Source organism: Pedobacter sp. PACM 27299, assembly GCF_001412655.1.
GTDB lineage: Bacteria > Bacteroidota > Bacteroidia > Sphingobacteriales > Sphingobacteriaceae > Pedobacter.
The window spans coordinates 729,035-745,043 of sequence record NZ_CP012996.1 but is presented as its reverse complement, the minus strand read 5'-3'; the positions used below and the strand labels follow the sequence as shown (position 1 = coordinate 745,043).

The following is a 16,009-nucleotide window of genomic DNA, read 5'->3' as shown; positions in this document are numbered from 1 at the left end:
TTACCTCAATAAATTTCAAATGCCCCAGCCTTGAGAACTTAAGGGCAAATAAAATCAACATTTAATATAAAGTTATGAAAAAATACGGACCTAAAAGGTTCCTGGCAGTTGTTGCCTTGATGTTACTATTCCTACTCCTGATACAAATGCAGGCTCATGCACAAACACCATTAGAAAAGCGATTGAGCATCAGCCTAAAAGAAGAACCTTTAAAAACTGCTTTGGACAAGATCAGTAAACTGACACAGGTGAAATTTACTTACAATGAGCAAGTGGCCAATAGTAAGGTAAAGATTTCTGTAGAGGCTAAAAATAAAACCTTAAATGAGGTGCTGACGATGGCACTTACTGGTCAGCCTTTTAAATTCAATGCGCTGGACCAGGAGATTCACCTGCAATATGACGCGACGAAAGCAAAAAAGCCGATGGCCGATCCGGCGGCAAATCCGGCAAAGAGCGCAGACAAGTACAGTTTAAGTGGTACGATCTCTTCTTCTAAAACCGGAGAAACGCTGATCGCTGCTACCATAAGATGGGCTGGAACTAAAGTGGCGACCTTAAGTAATGAATATGGTTTTTATTCGATCAGCTTGCCAAAAGGAACACAGCAAATAGAAGTTTCGGCCATTGGTTTCCGCAGTATGACGAAAACAGTCGACCTGAATGGGCCTATGCGCTTGAATATTCTTTTAGAAGAAGATGCCAATGAACTGGAAACAGTGAGCATCACTTCTACCAGCGCAAGGAGAAACATTGAAAATCCCCAGATGGGAATGGAACGCATCAACCTGACCGAAACGAAAAATATTCCGATGGTACTTGGAGAACGTGACGTAATCAAAACACTGCAGCTTTTACCAGGTGTAAAATCTGCAGGAGAAGGCTCTGGAGGCTTTTTTGTCCGCGGAGGCAGTGCAGATCAGAACATGATCCTGCTGGATGAAGCACCAGTATATGGCGCTTCCCACCTTTTAGGCTTCTTTTCTACCTTCAATTCTGATGCAATTAAAAATGTAACGCTTTATAAAAGTGGCATGCCTGCACAATATGGCGGTGGATTATCGTCTGTGATGGATGTAAAAATGAACGATGGAAATCTTCAGAAATTTGGCGTCAGCGGTGGTGTCGGAATGATTGCTGCCCGCTTAAACGTAGAAGGACCGATACAAAAAGAGAAGTCTTCCTTCCTCATTTCTGCCCGTAGAACTTATCTGGATGCCTTCCTGAAACTTTCTAATGACTCCACGATTAATAGCAGCAGTCTTTATTTCTATGACGTAAATGCGAAGGCGAATTATATTCTGGGCGAGAAAGACAGGATCTTCGTATCCGGATATTTTGGAAGAGATGTATTGGCTGCCGATCAGCTGGCCGGAATCAACTGGGGAAATGCGACGGCTACTGTCCGTTGGAATCACTTGTTCAACAGCAGACTATTCTCCAATACCTCCCTGATTTTTAGTAATTACAATTATAAGATCAAGGCCGAAGAAGATGAAAGCTCTTTATCCCTATTTTCTCAAATCAGAGACTGGAACTTCAAAGAAGACCTGCAATGGTATATCAATGGGAACAACACACTGAGTTTTGGTTTAAATTCTATTTTTCATACGATTAAACCAGGAGAAGTACGTGCAGAAGGTAATTCAGGCATGGTTTCTCAAGATCTGGAAAACCGCTACTCTTTAGAGAATGCAATTTATGCGAGTAATACCTGGAAAGTTTCTGATGGTTTCAGCTTAACGTATGGTTTGCGCTTATCCGCGTTCAGTATTCTGGGTAAAGGCACTTACTATGACATCAACCCTGCCGGGCAGGTGACTTCAGAAACTACCTACAAAAGAGGAGAAGTGGTGAAAACTTATGTGAATCTGGAACCTAGAATTGCAGCCTCCTTCCAACTTTCTGAATCTGCAGCCATTAAAGCATCTTATGTACGTAATGCACAGAATTTACACCTGATTTCAAATTCCAATTCTGCTTCGCCAATAGACAGGTGGACAGCTAGTACGAACATCATTAAACCGGAACTTAGCGATCAGGTATCCTTAGGTTATTATAAAAACCTAAGCGGAGACCGTTATGAGTTGACCATAGAAACCTATTACAAAGACTTAAAAAACCAGATCGACTACAGAAATGGGGCAGATATTTATACCAATAAACCGATAGAAACGCAATTGCTTTTTGGTAAAGGACGTGCTTATGGTGTGGAATGGCTGTTGAAGAAGAAAACAGGAAAACTAACCGGATGGCTGGCTTATACCCTTTCTAAATCAGAAAGACAGGTAGATGGCATCAACAACAATGACTGGTACAATACCCGACAAGACCGGACGCACGATATTTCCATTGTGGCTCTATATGAGCTGAACAAGAAATGGTCCTTCTCTGCCAACTGGGTATTTGCAACCGGAAATGCCGTAACCTTCCCTAATGCGAAATATACCTTACTTGGAGAAAGTTATTTTTATTACTCCGAGAGAAATGCAGACCGTATGCCTGCTTATCACCGATTGGATGTTGGTGCTACCCATATCTTGAAAAAGAGAAAAAACTTCTCTTCTGAACTGAGCTTTAGCTTGTACAATGCTTATGGCAGAGCAAATGCTTACAGAATCGCTTTCCGTGAGAATGAAAATCAACCAAACATAACAGAAGCGGTAAAAACCAGTCTGTTTAGGTTCGTTCCTTCCATCTCTTACGATTTCAAATTTTAAAGACCCTACAAAAATACCCACATGAAAAACATAGCTTATATCCTCCTGCTCTTCCCTATATTACTAGGTTCCTGTGAAAAGGTGATCGACTTAAAATACAAGGATAACGAAGTAAAATACGTGATTGAAGGTACGCTTACCAATGAACCTGGTTCCTGTACTGTATTGCTCAGCAAAACCAGAAACTTTAAGGATACCAACCCTTTTAGCGGATTGAGTGGTGCAGTAGTGAAGATAGAAAACAATGGCACTGCTTATACCCTGCTGGAAGATAGTCCGGGGGTATATAAATTATCAACTTTAACCGGTATTCCAGGTCAAACTTATCATTTGACTGTTGTTGTAGAAGGTGAAACTTTCAAAGCTTCCAGCACTATGCCTTTAGTAGTCCCTTTTGATGATTTTTACCTGAAAGCCAAAGATTTTGACAGCTTGAAAGTCACCACTTATGTAAAATATAAGGATCCGGCAAACGTGACAAACTTTTACTGGTTTGAGCTGTTTCACAATGGCAGACGTCAAAGGAACTACAGCATGATGAACGATCAATTCACTCCCGGTCAGGAAGTAACAACGGCTGTCATTTTTGAAAACAAAACCGATGATTTGTCAAGGAACTTTAAAAAAGGAGACAAATTAGGTATCGAAATGCATAGTATTGATCCTTCTGTTTACCTTTACCTTTTCAGTCTGTCTGCTGCGGAAGGCTCTGATAATGGAGCTGCCCCTGCCAATCCACTGAGCAATATAACAAATGGCGCACTCGGCTTTTTCAGTGCACATACCACAGAAAAAAGAACGTTAGTGATCCCATAAGATGAATGAATTAGTAGACAAAAACCTGAGCATTGTTGCCCTCTTTGGCTTTGTTGTAATCCTTACTTTAGTAGAAATGTACTTTAGTTACGTCCATGATAAAAAAGTGTATCATGGACGTGATACTTTAACCAATGTGTACCTGATGGCAGTAGCGTTTATCGTTAACCTGACCATGAAAACTGCCACTTTCTTCCTATTGGATTATTGTTACGAGCATTATCGTCTGTTTGAAATTTCCAATGTGTGGCTGTATTGGATCGTATTGATTCTGGCTCAGGACCTGCTTTACTGGCTGCTGCATACCACTGGCCATTATGTACGCCTATTCTGGGCGATGCATGTGACCCACCATTCTTCGGAATTTTTCAACCTGACCACAGGTTTCAGGTCTACCGTATTTGAACCTCTATACCGCGTATTTTTCTATTTGCCACTGGCTTTTATGGGCTTCAATGCCTTTGACATACTTTTCGCCTACCTGATTACTCAGATTTATGGCAATCTCGTGCATACGCAGGCCATCGGAAAACTTCATCCATGGATCGAATATATCTTTGTGACACCTTCACATCACCGCGTTCACCATGCCAGTAACGTGCGTTATCTGGATAAAAACATGGGTATGGTTCTGATTTTATGGGACCGCTGGTTCGGTACTTTTCAGGAGGAAATACCGGAAGAGGAAATCCACTATGGCTTAACCACACAGCCGGAAGGCCAGGGCGCAGTAAATATTATTTTTCATGAGCTGATTGCACTTTCTGATGATGTTAAAAAAGCACCGGGATGGAAGAATAAACTGAAATATATGTTTAATCCTCCGGGATGGAGTCATGACGGAAATGGTAAAACCTCAAAGATATTGCAGAAAGAGCTCCAGGATCAGGCAGGAGCCTAGCTGACGAAGGTCAGTTATTTTCATGATTTAGATCAGCTGCTTTACGGCGATTTGTAAAGAGATTTAGCACAAAATCCTTACCTTTTTGTTAGGTAAGGAGTCTAACTCCAAATTTCCTTAAAGCAGCATCAAAACCTATGAATGTTCCAAACTATACTACCGCAGAACAAGCCCTGCAAGCCATTAAATCAGGTGATCGCGTATTTATTCATGGCAGTGCCGCTACGCCGGTTCACCTGATTAAAACCTTACAAAAAAGACATCAGGAACTTAAAAATGTAGAGATCACCAGCATCACTACACTTGGAGATGTTGATTTCAATCAAAGCCCTTATCGCGAAAGCTTTTTCTTTAATTCCCTATTCGTATCGGCAAATACCAGGGCGGTAGCCAATAGCATGAATGGAGATTACATCCCCATTTTTTTAAGTCAGATTCCAAAACTGTTTAAAGAAGGATTTTTACCGATTGATGTGGCCCTGATCCAGGTTTCTGAGCCTGATGCCCATGGATATTGCTCCTTAGGAACTTCTGTAGACATTGCCAGAGCAGCGGTAGATACCGCAAAACATATCATCGCCCAGGTAAATCCAAAAATGCCGAGAACACATGGTGATGGTTTTGTACACATTTCTGCCATTAACTCCCTGGTTTATTTTGAACAGGAATTACCAGAGGTGGATTATTCTGCAAAAACCAGTGAAGCAACGATTACCATCGGTGCACATATTGCCTCTTTAGTAGAAGATGGCGCCACTCTGCAGCTGGGAATTGGCGGTATTCCTGATCAGGTATTGAAAAACTTAACCGGCCATAAAAATCTGGGCTTACATACAGAGATGCTTTCCGATGGGGTGATTCCATTAATTCAAAATGGGGTGATCAATAATAGTCTTAAAAAGATAAACCGCGGCAAGTCCATCACCTCTTTTATGATCGGCACTCGGAAATTATATGATTTTGTAAATGACAATCCTATTGTTCGTGTGATGGACATCTCTTATGCAAATGATACCAGCATCATTAGAAAAAACCCTAAAGTAACTGCCATTAATTCAGCGATCGAGCTGGACTTAACCGGTCAGATCTGTGCGGATTCTATGGGTACTTATCAGTACTCCGGTATTGGCGGACAAATGGATTTTATCCATGGTGCCTCCCTCTCTGAAGGTGGAAAACCAATCATTGCCCTCCCTTCCATAACCTCAAAAGGCATTTCCAGAATTGTTCCTTTCCTGAAACAAGGAGCTGGCGTAGTGACCACCAGAGGGCATGTACACTGGATTGTGACAGAATATGGCAAAGTTAACTTGTTTGGAATGAGCTTAAAACAAAGAGCCAAAGCTTTGATCAGCCTTGCCCATCCCATGCACAGAGAGGAATTGGATCGCGCCTTCCATGAGCGCTTTAACCAATAATACTACTATTCAATAGCGTTAATCTACTGTTTATTTGAATCGTTCATTATCTGGATATTAATGAATTTCTATTATGGGGGGAACCGGCACCATTGCGGGGGATAGCCGGTTCAACTTTTAAAAAAGCACGTCATTCAGTGATTCATTCTTATTGAAGATACTTTTAGCAAATGGACACAGTGGAAGGATCTTTACTTTCTGTAGCCTGGCATAGTCTACCGCTGCGAATACTAAATCCTTTCCTAAACCTTGTCCGGAGTAATCTGGCTTGACCTCTGTATGCTCGATTACGATTTTTCCCGGGCCAGCCCAGGCATAGTTCATAATTGCCGCAGTCTTGCCTTCATTTACAGCTTTAAAATAGCCACCTTTATTTTCATTTAGATGTTCAATTTTCATAAGAATAAATTTAAATCTAACTTTTTATACTCCTCCCTTGCTCTGGCAAAGGAACAAAATCTGTTTCTCCAGGGACTCTTTCAAAAGACTGCTCCAGCCATTTATTTTTAGCCTGTTCAATAATTTCTTTAGAAGTAGCCACAAAATTCCAATAGATAAAACGCTCCTCTGGAAAAGTAGTACCGCCAAATAGGTAGACCGTCGTATTTTCCTGCATCACAAATTCACACAGTTTACTGTCATTAGCGACTAGCAGCTGTTTCGGTTCATAGGTAAATCCTTCACTTTCGATCGCGCCCGCTAAGATGTACAATCCACTTTCTCCGAATAAATCTTCGCCAATTTTAACGGTTTTACGCGTTTTTGTTTTCAATTCCAGGAAATAAAGCGGACTGTAAACAGGTACCGGAGATTGCTTTCCAAAAGCAGTACCAGCGATCAGTTTAATAGAGACACCATCTTGTTCCCAGAATGGAATATCTTCAGCCTCTACATGAAAAAATTCGGGTTCCATGTGTTCCAGATCTTTGGGTAAGGCCACCCAAATTTGTAAGCCATGAAGCATTTTATCAGAATGACGTAAGTGGGCAGGTGTACGTTCGGAATGAACTATTCCCTTTCCGGCGGTCATCCAGTTGACTTGTCCAGGTTTAATTTCAATTTCATTTGCCAGGCTATCCTTGTGCATAATACTGCCTTCAAAAAGATAAGTAAGCGTAGAAAGTCCGATATGTGGATGTGGAGGAACATCAAGATTTTCATGGTCACTTAAACAAACAGGCCCCATGTGGTCGATAAAAGCAAATGGGCCTACCATTCTTTTTTCACGGAATGGCAGCAGCCTGCCCACCATAAAATTACCAATATTACTCGCTCGCTCTTCAATAATCAGTTTAATATTCGACATAAGGAATTATCTATTATTCTAAGTTACCATTAAAAGGGTGGCAAATAAAGAAATAACTAATTTTTACCTATCAAAAGAAAAGGGCCGTTTCACTGTGGAAACGACCCTTTTCAGGTCGGTTGCTTGATTCTAAAATGAATGATTTGAGATGCATCATTTTCCAGAGTTAGGCACAAAAACAAGTCGTTCACTGACTGCAATTTTTACAAGGCGGACGCTTCAAGCTCAGATTCCTGCAAGCTCCCTGCATTAGCGTCGGGAATAAAAAGCGCAGCTAAATGTGCCCGGTATCTCTTCAAGTCAGTTTCCACATCTGCATTCTTTTCCACATCATGAAAATGCAGACTTGGCAATGGTTTCATCCCTGTAAAAGCGTTCATGCGGTGGAATCCGAATAATGGGCCATCATCCACACTTTTTTGGTCAAAGAACTCTCCGGGAAGCGTAAAAGCTTCTTTTGGCGCATTCCAGGAAGTCGTTAATAGATACTTTTTACCAGTTAACAATCCACCTGTACCATAGTTAATGGCTGGATTTTCTGCAGAACGGCCGTCACTTTTATAAATTCCTCTATTGTGTCCTACGGTAAAAACCACGTCAATATATTTTTTCAATCCATGAGGCACCTGAAACCACCAGATGGGAGTATGATAAATGACCAGGTCTGCCCAGGTGTATTTTTCTACCTCTGCTAAAGGATCATAATCATCATTCACATTTGTCGATTTTACTTCAAAACCAGGTTGATTCTCGAAAAAGCTAATTGTTTCTGCAGCAACTGTTGCATTAAAGCGGCCACCAGAATGACCGAAAGCTTGTCCACCATTTATCACAAATATTTTCATTTTTATCTTTTTTAGCGCTGATCTTAGGTTCAGCATTTTTGTTTAACCTTTAAACGATTTTGATCCTTAATCACCTAATGATCTGGATCATAAATCTTATTATCTTTTTGATGATACAAAATTAAGCAGACTTACTCTATAATTAAAATAACTTAAATCATATCTTTGTATCATAATTATAATAGAAAAACAATCACACAGTACAACTATAATAAATAGCAAATGGTTAATCTAGAATGGTTCAGAACATTTAAAGCGATATATGAAACGGGAACGCTAACCGGCGCAGCAGAGGTATTGTATATTTCTCAGCCTGGGGTCAGTTTACACCTCAATTCTTTAGAAGCCTATGTAGGGTATAAACTATTCGACCGGACTTCCAGGAAAATGGTCTCTACGGAAAGAGGTAAAGTGTTGTACAATTACATCTTGGATGCAATCACAAAACTGGAAACTGCGGAGCATCATTTTCATAAGAGTACAGAAAAGGATACACCCACCATCAGCATCGGGATGTGTTTTGAAACTTTTCAATTTACCCTGGAATCTTATTTACCAAGCCTCCCATTTAATGTGATTATTAAATTCGGAGAATATCCGGAAATGCTCAGCGACCTCGATAATGGCATCCTTGACTTGATCATCACCCCACAAAAAGGGGATTCCAATAATATCAATTACCTGCCCTTTTCAAAAGAGAAGATTGTGCTTGTTGCCGGCAGCAAAACGGACACCAGTGGTTTTGAGGAATTGCTGCAAAAAGGAGACATGAAAGAGGTCCATGCCTGGCTGAAACAGCAAACCTGGTATGGCACTACTGCCGATATGGAGCATTTAAGGCGTTTCTGGCACCTTAACTTTAATAAGCGCCCAGACTTCAAGCCCAATTACATTGTACCAAACCTGAGCTCTATTGTACGTTGTATCAGCGGACAAAATGGTGTAGCCATCATTCCAGACTTTTTATGTCGAAAAGAAATAGAAAGCGGACAGATGAAAGTGATCTGGGAAGGAAATGATGTGATTGAAAATACGCTGTATTTCTCGACCAGAAAGAAGACCATCTATGCGGAAGAAATCAAAGTGATCGAAGAGATATTTAAAAAAGAAATGGTCTGATTTAAAATAGAAGGTGTGATCTGAAAGAACAAATGTGATTGAAAACAAAGTTCTCATGTAAATAGAGAAGCGCTAATATTTAAAACAGACTGACCATGCGCTAAAATGAACCCCAAAAGTTTTCTTTCAACTGTTGGGGTTCACATGAAAACATCAAATGGAGCTATTTTCCTTTTTAATGCGCGGCAGATTTTGAAAACACATTGATCACAATCACACCGATAATGATCAATCCAATACCCAGCAATGCCGGTAAATCCAAAGTCTGTTTATACAGAAAATACCCGGCTGCTGAAACCAATACAATGCCCACGCCCGACCATAACGCGTAAGCAATGCCTACAGGTATGGTTTTTAATGTTAAACTGAGAAAGTAAAAGGCCAACACATAACCGACCACTACAATAATAGAAGGCAGGGGCTTAGAAAACTGCTCCGAGGCTTTTAGAGCACTGGTAGCAAATACTTCGGCGATGATTGCGATAAACAGATAAAGGAACTTCATGTTAAAATTTGTAAGTTAAACCAGCCCCAAAGATCTGTTTTATTTGCAATACGGAACGGGATTCTCCAGATCCATCATCTTTAGCGATTTTTGTTTTGTCATCATAGATAAATTGTGCACCAGCATTTACAGATACAAATTTGTTCACCTTCAGGAAAAGATTCGCAGTATAGTCCGTATACACATTTTGAGGTTTATCCAGGTAATTGGAATATAGTTTCAGAATGTTCTCAAAACTAATATTTTCCATCAGGTTGATTTTATAATAAGCATCCAGCGAAGCACCGAATTGGAAATCGCTTTTCTTACCCGGATCTACGCCATAAGCACCTGCATCAGATAATTCTTTATTGGTCACTATTACAATCCTCGCTGCTGCTGGAGAAATATTCACCCTGAAGTTATCCGAACGTTTATAGGCAAAACCGGGTCCGAAAGTTAAATAAGCGGGGGCAAAAGCCGTAGAAATTAACGTTCTGCCAGAAGCAGGGTACGTATAACCATTAGCAAACTGTGTTTGGAAATTGGCGTAAAAAGTATACATCCAATATTTGGCTGCTTTATACCCGACCAAACTATTCAGGATGATCTTATCATCGTTTTTTCGTACACCAATATCTTGCTGTTTACTCAGGCCATAGCCAAGAATCACTTTATTATCCCAACTCAATTTGTCCTTTTTATAGTTAAAATCGTAGTTAAATAACAAATTTCCAGCAAAGGCATTAACGCCTCCACCTGCCCAATTGGTAAAAGAACTCTGGTTAATTAAAAAAGTATTCTCTCCATGGATAGTCCACCTTTTAGCGGTGTCTATAGCGGCTGGCACTTGACTATAGCTAAATAAACTAACAGCCGAAAGCATAAAAAGTAGTAGTAATTTTTTCATAGGTAAGCATTTAATGGGTTGAAAATTAAAGGACTACCATAGAAATACAAATAATGTGCCTGAAAGGTCAATTGGCTTACTGCTCAGCGCTGGAGATACCAAGATCTATATAGCTTTGTGTTGACCACTTAATCTTTAAAGGCTCCCCCGCGTCTTTCATGCTTTCTCTGCTCACCTGCTTTCCCGTTCCATAATTGATCTCTGCAAACGGATTTTTGTCAATATTGAGCATCAATAACAAACGGCTTCCCTTTTTAAGCTGCCTGCTGAATACCCTGGAGCGGTAAAAAGGAATCGTTTCTTCCTTTCCAGGACACAATAGTTTTCGTTTGCTGCTGTCATGGGCATAACTTGCTCTGCCTAAAAAATAGGAAAGTTGGAAATACTGCCCATCTGGTGTCAGCTCATATAAAGTCAAGCCAACATCCATATCTTTTTTATTGATGATCGCCTTTAGTTCCCCTTCCAATGAACCACTTACAGAAACAGCAGTATCAAATGGCTTAGTTAAAAAGAACAAGCCGTTACTTTTGTCGATTTCATCTTTGACAATCGGATCAGGATAATAATCGTTGTTCATGGTGGTTCTATCCCTCATGTCGACAGTTTGATCCGTAAAACTGCCTTGAACAGGTTTCAGTGGGGAAAGCCGATACTCTTCTCCGGTTTTGTCCAGATAAAAGCGAATTTTAGAAGCTTCCATTTGATCCAGGGAAGGAACATGACGCCAGGTATTGGCCCCCATCACTTCAAAATTGATCTTATCCTGGAGCAGTTCTGGTTTCTTCCCGGCTTTCAGGATATAATCCATCCATTGAAAAGTAATCTCCCGGGTATTGATCAGCGCCCGCTCATCAACCTGATAACCCCGTAAGTTTGGAATGCCTCCTTTTTGTGCTCCAAAATGATCATAAGGGCCAATAATCAGGTAATGTTCCGCATTGGGACGGTATTTGTAATGCTCCCTCAAATATTCCAATGCCGACACCTGCCCATCATCATAGTAGCCGGTAATGGTCAGAACAGGGATATTAATTTTCGCATAGTCCTGCTTAAAAGGAACCATGGATTGCCAATAAGTATCATAATCCGGATGTGACAACCATTTCTGCAGCCAGGGATTCGGAGTACCATCCAAACTGTCAACCTTATTGTACGCCAGTCCACTTTCCCACCATTTCATGCGCATAGCTCGCCAGCGTGCCCCATCATTATTGACCGCATCATCAGTATATTTGTTATTGGTTACATAAAACGGCCATTGGTAATTGGCCAATAAAAAGATATTGTTTTCCATAGGAAGCCCTAATCCGGGAATTGCAGCCACATAAGGCACAATAGTTTTCAATGCAGGGTGCAAGTATTTCGCTGCCGCCCATTGTGCAAAGCCAGAATAACTTCCTCCATACATCGCTACGCGTCCATCACTCCAGGGTTGCTGCACGATCCAATCGATCACCAAATTCACATCTTTCGCCTCATGCTCATAAGGTACAGGATCATCCGGACTGAGCCGCTTACCCCTCGCATCCGCCACAATTCCTACATAACCATGGTCTGCAGCGTATTTAGCCTCCATCAGACTTCTTTTAGTATCTGAATAAATAAAATACATTAATGCAGTTGGCTGCTGCAAAGGAGCACCCTTTTTCCTGACCACTACAGCGGATAAAGTAATGCCATTGGGGGCTTTGATCAACACGCTATCTGCGATGTCATACTTTACCTTATCCGGTAAAGTCAGCGTTTGGCCAAAACCTAAATGACTAAATAAAAGACATAGCATGGCCATACCGAAGGTTTTTCTGTTCTTTTTCATGATGATCAAATGTTATTATTGATTTAAATTTCTGAATTTAACGGCCTGCCGTTCTGAGATACGCACTTCTTCACCAGTGCCCATCCTGACCAACATCCCATTGGCTTGCCTAATAATGGTTTTAATATGATTCAAATTAATTAGCTGACTGCGATTAGCCCTGAAAAACGTGTGTTTGTCCAGTTTTCCCTCCAATTGGTTGAGGGAAGTTTTCAGCAATACCTGCTCTTCTCCAAAATACAGCCTGGCGTAGTTATCTAAAGACTCAATCAGGTACACTGTACTCCATTTGATCAGGTGATGCCGGTCTTTATCTTTCACAAAAACCGAAGCTTCCTCCTTAACTGCAGTCCGTTCAAATATCTGATTCATGGCTTTAGCGAAACGCTCCTCCCTGACCGGCTTCATCAAATAGTCCAGCGCAGCTACCTGAAAGGCTTTCAAAGCGTACTCATCATACGCGGTAACGAATATTACGATCGGTAAGCAGTCCAGATCTTCCAATAGCTCAAAACCCGAACGGCCTGGCATCTGAATGTCCAAAAATATCAGGTCTGGTTTCAAAAGTCCAATCAATTTTTCCGCCTCATCTGCATTTGAGGCTTCTGCTAAAACTCTGACCTGGGGATACGCTTTGAGCATCCGTATGAGCTCCATCCTCGCCCCTGGCTCATCATCAATAATTAATGCCCTGATAATTTTCATTGCAAAGGAATTTTAATTACGGCACATACGCCCTCTTCATTTTCATAAATTTCGAACTGTGCATTGCCAGTATAAATAATCTGCAGCCTTTCTTCCAGATTGGCAAGACCGATTCCAGCTTTATCATGATTTCTGGATAATTTGCCTGGACTAGTCACCTCAATACAGAGCTGCTCTGATTTATTGCTTAGGACAACATGGATAAATCCACCTTCTTTCTTCACAGCGATTCCGTGTTTCACTGCGTTCTCTACCAGTCCTTGAATACTCATTCTCGGCACTGGAATGATGGAAAACGACACATCACTTTCTATTTTAAACGTCAATCTTTCTCCCATCCGCATTTTCTCAAGCTCCAGATAATCCTTCACCAGCGCAAGTTCGTCATCTAAAGGCATTAACATGGCATTGCCACGATAAAGTCCTGCCCGCAAAAGTTCACTCAACAAATCCACTCCTCGCCCTGCAGCTGCGGGATTGCTATAGCTAAGCGATTTAATGGTATTCAACGCATTGAATAAGAAATGCGGATTGAGCTGCATGTAAAGGTTATCTAACTGTGCCTGTTTAAAGTTTAATTCCAGCTTTGCGTTTTGATTTGCGAGTCGAAGTTCTCTTTTCGCATAATGATAGAGATGGTACGCTAATAACCAAATGGCCATTAAACGGATGCCTGCCATGAAGATCCCAAGCCCATTTTCCTTGAAAAAATCAGTTAAAGACTGTTGAGAATTTAAAGAAAAAAGCAGCCGGATGCCATAGAGTTTAAGTACGGTAACGATGGTATAAATGATACCCATTACCACTATGCCAGGTAGAATTCTTTTAAACAAACTGCGTAAGGGCAAGTCCTGCCAATGCTGGCTGCGGGAGAAATTACGATACAAATGCGTAATCAATACATAGATTAACACATCTGTAATCAATTGCAGCAAGGCCAGATCCAGACGAAAACCACCAGTCAGCAGTCCTTGCAGCGTCCAATACGAGGAAGCGCTGGTCCAGCCTAGCAGCTGACATTTCCAATAAAGTGATAAAGGTTTAGTTTTCAAAATCCGCTATTTGAAAACAAATCAACGGAATTAATCACAATAAAAAAGATAAAGTACAGGACTGTCGTGATTTTGGGGATGAACGCAGAGAAAACTGTTCAGGATAGCGCAAATCATTAGCGTTTAGTTTTTTCAGGTAAGAAATGACCTTTAAACAAAGTGGCAATTTTGTTGATCGCAATTCTGCCTGGCCTCCCCGGACAATTTTCCTCATAAAATTGAGGCGCATCAAAGTCAAGCATTTTGATTTCTGCTTTTGTGATCAAATAGAGCTGTATCCCGCCTCCATCATAAACCACCGGAGCATCGCGTTCAGCATGGGTATGAGGAGCTGCCGGGCAACGATCGCCTTCCATAGCATCGTCTTTCAGCTGCCATGGCTGAAGCGCAGCCACCTGATTCCAAAACTGTTTCCGTTCTTCGAGCTTTCCCAGGTAACTCCTAAAAAAATTATTGATATCCATTGGTTCGGAAAGTATTTTCATTTGAAGCTGAAACATCGCCTCAGAAATCTTTGCTGGCGTAGGCCCGAAAGCACCGGGTTTTTCAGCTAATTCATAGGTGTAGCAGCTGATGATATTGTCTTTTTTGCTAAGCAGATAGTAGGATGGAAAATGAAACCAGCTGCTGGTAAACTCTAGAACCAACGTGGAATCTGCGTTTGCCTGCATCAACTGATGCAGTGGTTGAACTTTTTTAGGTTGTCCAAATGTGGAAATCTGGAAGGATAGGAAAGCGATAAAAAGGAAGAAGCTATATTTCATATTTCAATAGGAAGATGCAAATTAACAGCAAATCCATAATTAAAACAGATTTTTTGATGTTTAGGATAGCTTTAGCTTAAAATCCAGTATAGTATTTTGGCGATATTATTTGCATCATCAACACCACGGTGATGGGTTCCTTGCAGAGGGATCTTCAATAAGTTCAAAGCAGCCGACATTCCTTTTTCATGGGATAACTTCTTTTTTAATGCAAATAGTGTCTTTACATTGATATGAGAAGGGCCAAAAGGGTATCCAATCCCCATCGCAATACATTGCTTCTGAAATTGTTTCTGATCGTATGCGCCAAAGCTTGCCCAAGGTCTTCCCTGCGACAAATACTGATCTTGTAAAATGCTGCAGGCTTCTTTAAATGCGATCCCTTCCTTTTCAATCATATCCGGGGTGATGGTAGTCAGTTCAGTACAAAATACACTGATCTCAGACCGTTCTGGCCTTACTAATATTCCTCTATTTTCAGAGATTTCGCCGCTGCGAATATCCAGGAGGCACACACCAACCTCAATAATATCACTTTCCATTCCTTTGGGCTGTCCCGTATTCCAGCAAGTTGCTTCTATATCTACGATGACTATTTTGTCTAATTTATTTGCCATTCTTTAAAATTTTATTTTTCATTTTTGTTTAAATGTGGAGTGCTCAGCATCTAAGTAAATTCAAATCCTTCATTTCTATTGAGACGGTTCAACCTTCCAGCACGATGTCATTCTGATGTAGATTACGGGTCAGTTGCATAATTTTTAAAAGCCCTGTATAGATTGACCCATAAAAAGTATCACCAATAATGTGTTATGGAAGAATATTGTACTGCGGAAGGAATGTAGCTTTTAAGCTGCTGTCAGTATTTTTTTATACTGACTTGATTTTCTGAGAACTAAGAACATTAATTTTTATAATGATCAAATATAGATTTTTTTCTGAACACTGAAAAACCTTTCCGTTAAAACCAAAATATGATGAGTCTTCTACATACTTTGTATAAGAAGTGTGCTTTTGATATCGCCTTAAAAATACAAGAGCTTAAAATGAGCACAATGTGTCGCTATAGGTGTTCAAATCCCATTCACAACTATTTTATGGTTAGAATGAGCTAAAATAAATCTTAGATAATACTGATTTTAGACGCTCA

The 16,009-nt window shown here is 40.6% G+C and carries 15 protein-coding genes; 5 read left to right on the top strand and 10 right to left on the bottom strand.

Features of this window, described 5'->3' with window-relative positions; all coding sequences use genetic code 11:
- Nucleotides 1–74: 74 nt before the first annotated feature.
- The 4 genes from AQ505_RS03105 (at nt 75) to AQ505_RS03090 (ending at nt 5,855) form a co-directional block, all read left to right on the top strand.
- Nucleotides 75–2,720, top strand: a complete 2,646-nt coding sequence (locus AQ505_RS03105) for a TonB-dependent receptor (RefSeq protein WP_082461395.1) — start codon at nt 75–77, stop codon at nt 2,718–2,720.
- A gap of 21 nt (nt 2,721–2,741) precedes the next feature.
- Nucleotides 2,742–3,536: a DUF4249 domain-containing protein gene (locus AQ505_RS03100; protein WP_062546832.1), complete on the top strand. Its 795-nt coding sequence runs from the start codon at nt 2,742–2,744 to the stop codon at nt 3,534–3,536.
- A gap of 1 nt (nt 3,537) precedes the next feature.
- A complete protein-coding gene (locus AQ505_RS03095; protein ID WP_062546831.1) occupies nt 3,538–4,437 on the top strand; it encodes a sterol desaturase family protein in 900 nt (299 codons plus the stop codon).
- Nucleotides 4,438–4,574: 137 nt separating this feature from the next.
- Nucleotides 4,575–5,855, top strand: coding sequence for an acetyl-CoA hydrolase/transferase family protein (locus AQ505_RS03090; RefSeq protein WP_062546830.1), 1,281 nt, complete (start codon nt 4,575–4,577; stop codon nt 5,853–5,855).
- Between the two features lie 117 nt (nt 5,856–5,972).
- Here the strand turns inward: AQ505_RS03090 and AQ505_RS03085 are convergent, their stop codons facing one another.
- The 3 genes from AQ505_RS03085 to AQ505_RS03075 form a co-directional block, all read right to left on the bottom strand.
- A complete protein-coding gene (locus tag AQ505_RS03085; protein WP_062546829.1) occupies nt 5,973–6,254 on the bottom strand; it encodes a GNAT family N-acetyltransferase in 282 nt (93 codons plus the stop codon).
- A 16-nt stretch (nt 6,255–6,270) separates the two neighbouring features.
- Nucleotides 6,271–7,161 (bottom strand): pirin family protein, encoded by an 891-nt coding sequence (locus AQ505_RS03080; protein ID WP_062546828.1) that lies wholly within the window; start codon nt 7,159–7,161, stop codon nt 6,271–6,273.
- Between the two features lie 203 nt (nt 7,162–7,364).
- Complete coding sequence (locus AQ505_RS03075; protein WP_062550865.1) at nt 7,365–8,006, bottom strand: NAD(P)H-dependent oxidoreductase; 642 nt, start codon at nt 8,004–8,006, stop codon at nt 7,365–7,367.
- A gap of 222 nt (nt 8,007–8,228) precedes the next feature.
- Here AQ505_RS03075 and AQ505_RS03070 point away from each other — a divergent pair, with 222 nt between their 5' ends.
- Nucleotides 8,229–9,125, top strand: a complete 897-nt coding sequence (locus tag AQ505_RS03070) for a LysR family transcriptional regulator (protein ID WP_062546827.1) — start codon at nt 8,229–8,231, stop codon at nt 9,123–9,125.
- 175 nt (nt 9,126–9,300) lie between these two features.
- Here AQ505_RS03070 and AQ505_RS03065 read toward each other — a convergent pair whose 3' ends face one another.
- From AQ505_RS03065 to AQ505_RS03035, 7 genes are all read right to left on the bottom strand, one after another.
- Nucleotides 9,301–9,630 carry a DMT family transporter gene (locus tag AQ505_RS03065; RefSeq protein ID WP_062546826.1) on the bottom strand — a complete coding sequence of 110 codons (330 nt, stop codon included), beginning with the start codon at nt 9,628–9,630 and terminating at the stop codon, nt 9,301–9,303.
- A 1-nt stretch (nt 9,631) separates the two neighbouring features.
- Nucleotides 9,632–10,519: a DUF3078 domain-containing protein gene (locus AQ505_RS03060; RefSeq protein ID WP_062546825.1), complete on the bottom strand. Its 888-nt coding sequence runs from the start codon at nt 10,517–10,519 to the stop codon at nt 9,632–9,634.
- 76 nt (nt 10,520–10,595) lie between these two features.
- Nucleotides 10,596–12,338 carry a CocE/NonD family hydrolase gene (locus tag AQ505_RS03055; protein WP_082461394.1) on the bottom strand — a complete coding sequence of 581 codons (1,743 nt, stop codon included), beginning with the start codon at nt 12,336–12,338 and terminating at the stop codon, nt 10,596–10,598.
- Nucleotides 12,339–12,353: 15 nt separating this feature from the next.
- A complete protein-coding gene (locus AQ505_RS03050) occupies nt 12,354–13,043 on the bottom strand; it encodes a LytR/AlgR family response regulator transcription factor (protein WP_062546824.1) in 690 nt (229 codons plus the stop codon).
- Complete coding sequence (locus tag AQ505_RS03045) at nt 13,040–14,095, bottom strand: sensor histidine kinase (protein WP_062546823.1); 1,056 nt, start codon at nt 14,093–14,095, stop codon at nt 13,040–13,042. The genes AQ505_RS03050 and AQ505_RS03045 overlap by 4 nt, the downstream gene beginning before the upstream one ends.
- Before the next feature lie 116 nt (nt 14,096–14,211).
- Nucleotides 14,212–14,859, bottom strand: a complete 648-nt coding sequence (locus AQ505_RS03040; RefSeq protein ID WP_062546822.1) for a hypothetical protein — start codon at nt 14,857–14,859, stop codon at nt 14,212–14,214.
- A 71-nt stretch (nt 14,860–14,930) separates the two neighbouring features.
- Nucleotides 14,931–15,476 (bottom strand): 3'-5' exonuclease, encoded by a 546-nt coding sequence (locus AQ505_RS03035; RefSeq protein WP_062546821.1) that lies wholly within the window; start codon nt 15,474–15,476, stop codon nt 14,931–14,933.
- Nucleotides 15,477–16,009: the final 533 nt, after the last annotated feature.

Coding starts and splice junctions, on each gene's coding strand:
- AQ505_RS03105 (WP_082461395.1), top strand. CDS start 75: ATGAAAAAATACGGACCTAAAAGGTTCCTGGCAGTTGTTGCCTTGATG.
- AQ505_RS03080 (WP_062546828.1), bottom strand. CDS start 7,161: ATGTCGAATATTAAACTGATTATTGAAGAGCGAGCGAGTAATATTGGT.
- AQ505_RS03100 (WP_062546832.1), top strand. CDS start 2,742: ATGAAAAACATAGCTTATATCCTCCTGCTCTTCCCTATATTACTAGGT.
- AQ505_RS03085 (WP_062546829.1), bottom strand. CDS start 6,254: ATGAAAATTGAACATCTAAATGAAAATAAAGGTGGCTATTTTAAAGCT.
- AQ505_RS03040 (WP_062546822.1), bottom strand. CDS start 14,859: ATGAAATATAGCTTCTTCCTTTTTATCGCTTTCCTATCCTTCCAGATT.
- AQ505_RS03075 (WP_062550865.1), bottom strand. CDS start 8,006: ATGAAAATATTTGTGATAAATGGTGGACAAGCTTTCGGTCATTCTGGT.
- AQ505_RS03050 (WP_062546824.1), bottom strand. CDS start 13,043: ATGAAAATTATCAGGGCATTAATTATTGATGATGAGCCAGGGGCGAGG.
- AQ505_RS03060 (WP_062546825.1), bottom strand. CDS start 10,519: ATGAAAAAATTACTACTACTTTTTATGCTTTCGGCTGTTAGTTTATTT.
- AQ505_RS03090 (WP_062546830.1), top strand. CDS start 4,575: ATGAATGTTCCAAACTATACTACCGCAGAACAAGCCCTGCAAGCCATT.
- AQ505_RS03055 (WP_082461394.1), bottom strand. CDS start 12,338: ATGAAAAAGAACAGAAAAACCTTCGGTATGGCCATGCTATGTCTTTTA.
- AQ505_RS03070 (WP_062546827.1), top strand. CDS start 8,229: ATGGTTAATCTAGAATGGTTCAGAACATTTAAAGCGATATATGAAACG.
- AQ505_RS03065 (WP_062546826.1), bottom strand. CDS start 9,630: ATGAAGTTCCTTTATCTGTTTATCGCAATCATCGCCGAAGTATTTGCT.
- AQ505_RS03095 (WP_062546831.1), top strand. CDS start 3,538: ATGAATGAATTAGTAGACAAAAACCTGAGCATTGTTGCCCTCTTTGGC.
- AQ505_RS03035 (WP_062546821.1), bottom strand. CDS start 15,476: ATGGCAAATAAATTAGACAAAATAGTCATCGTAGATATAGAAGCAACT.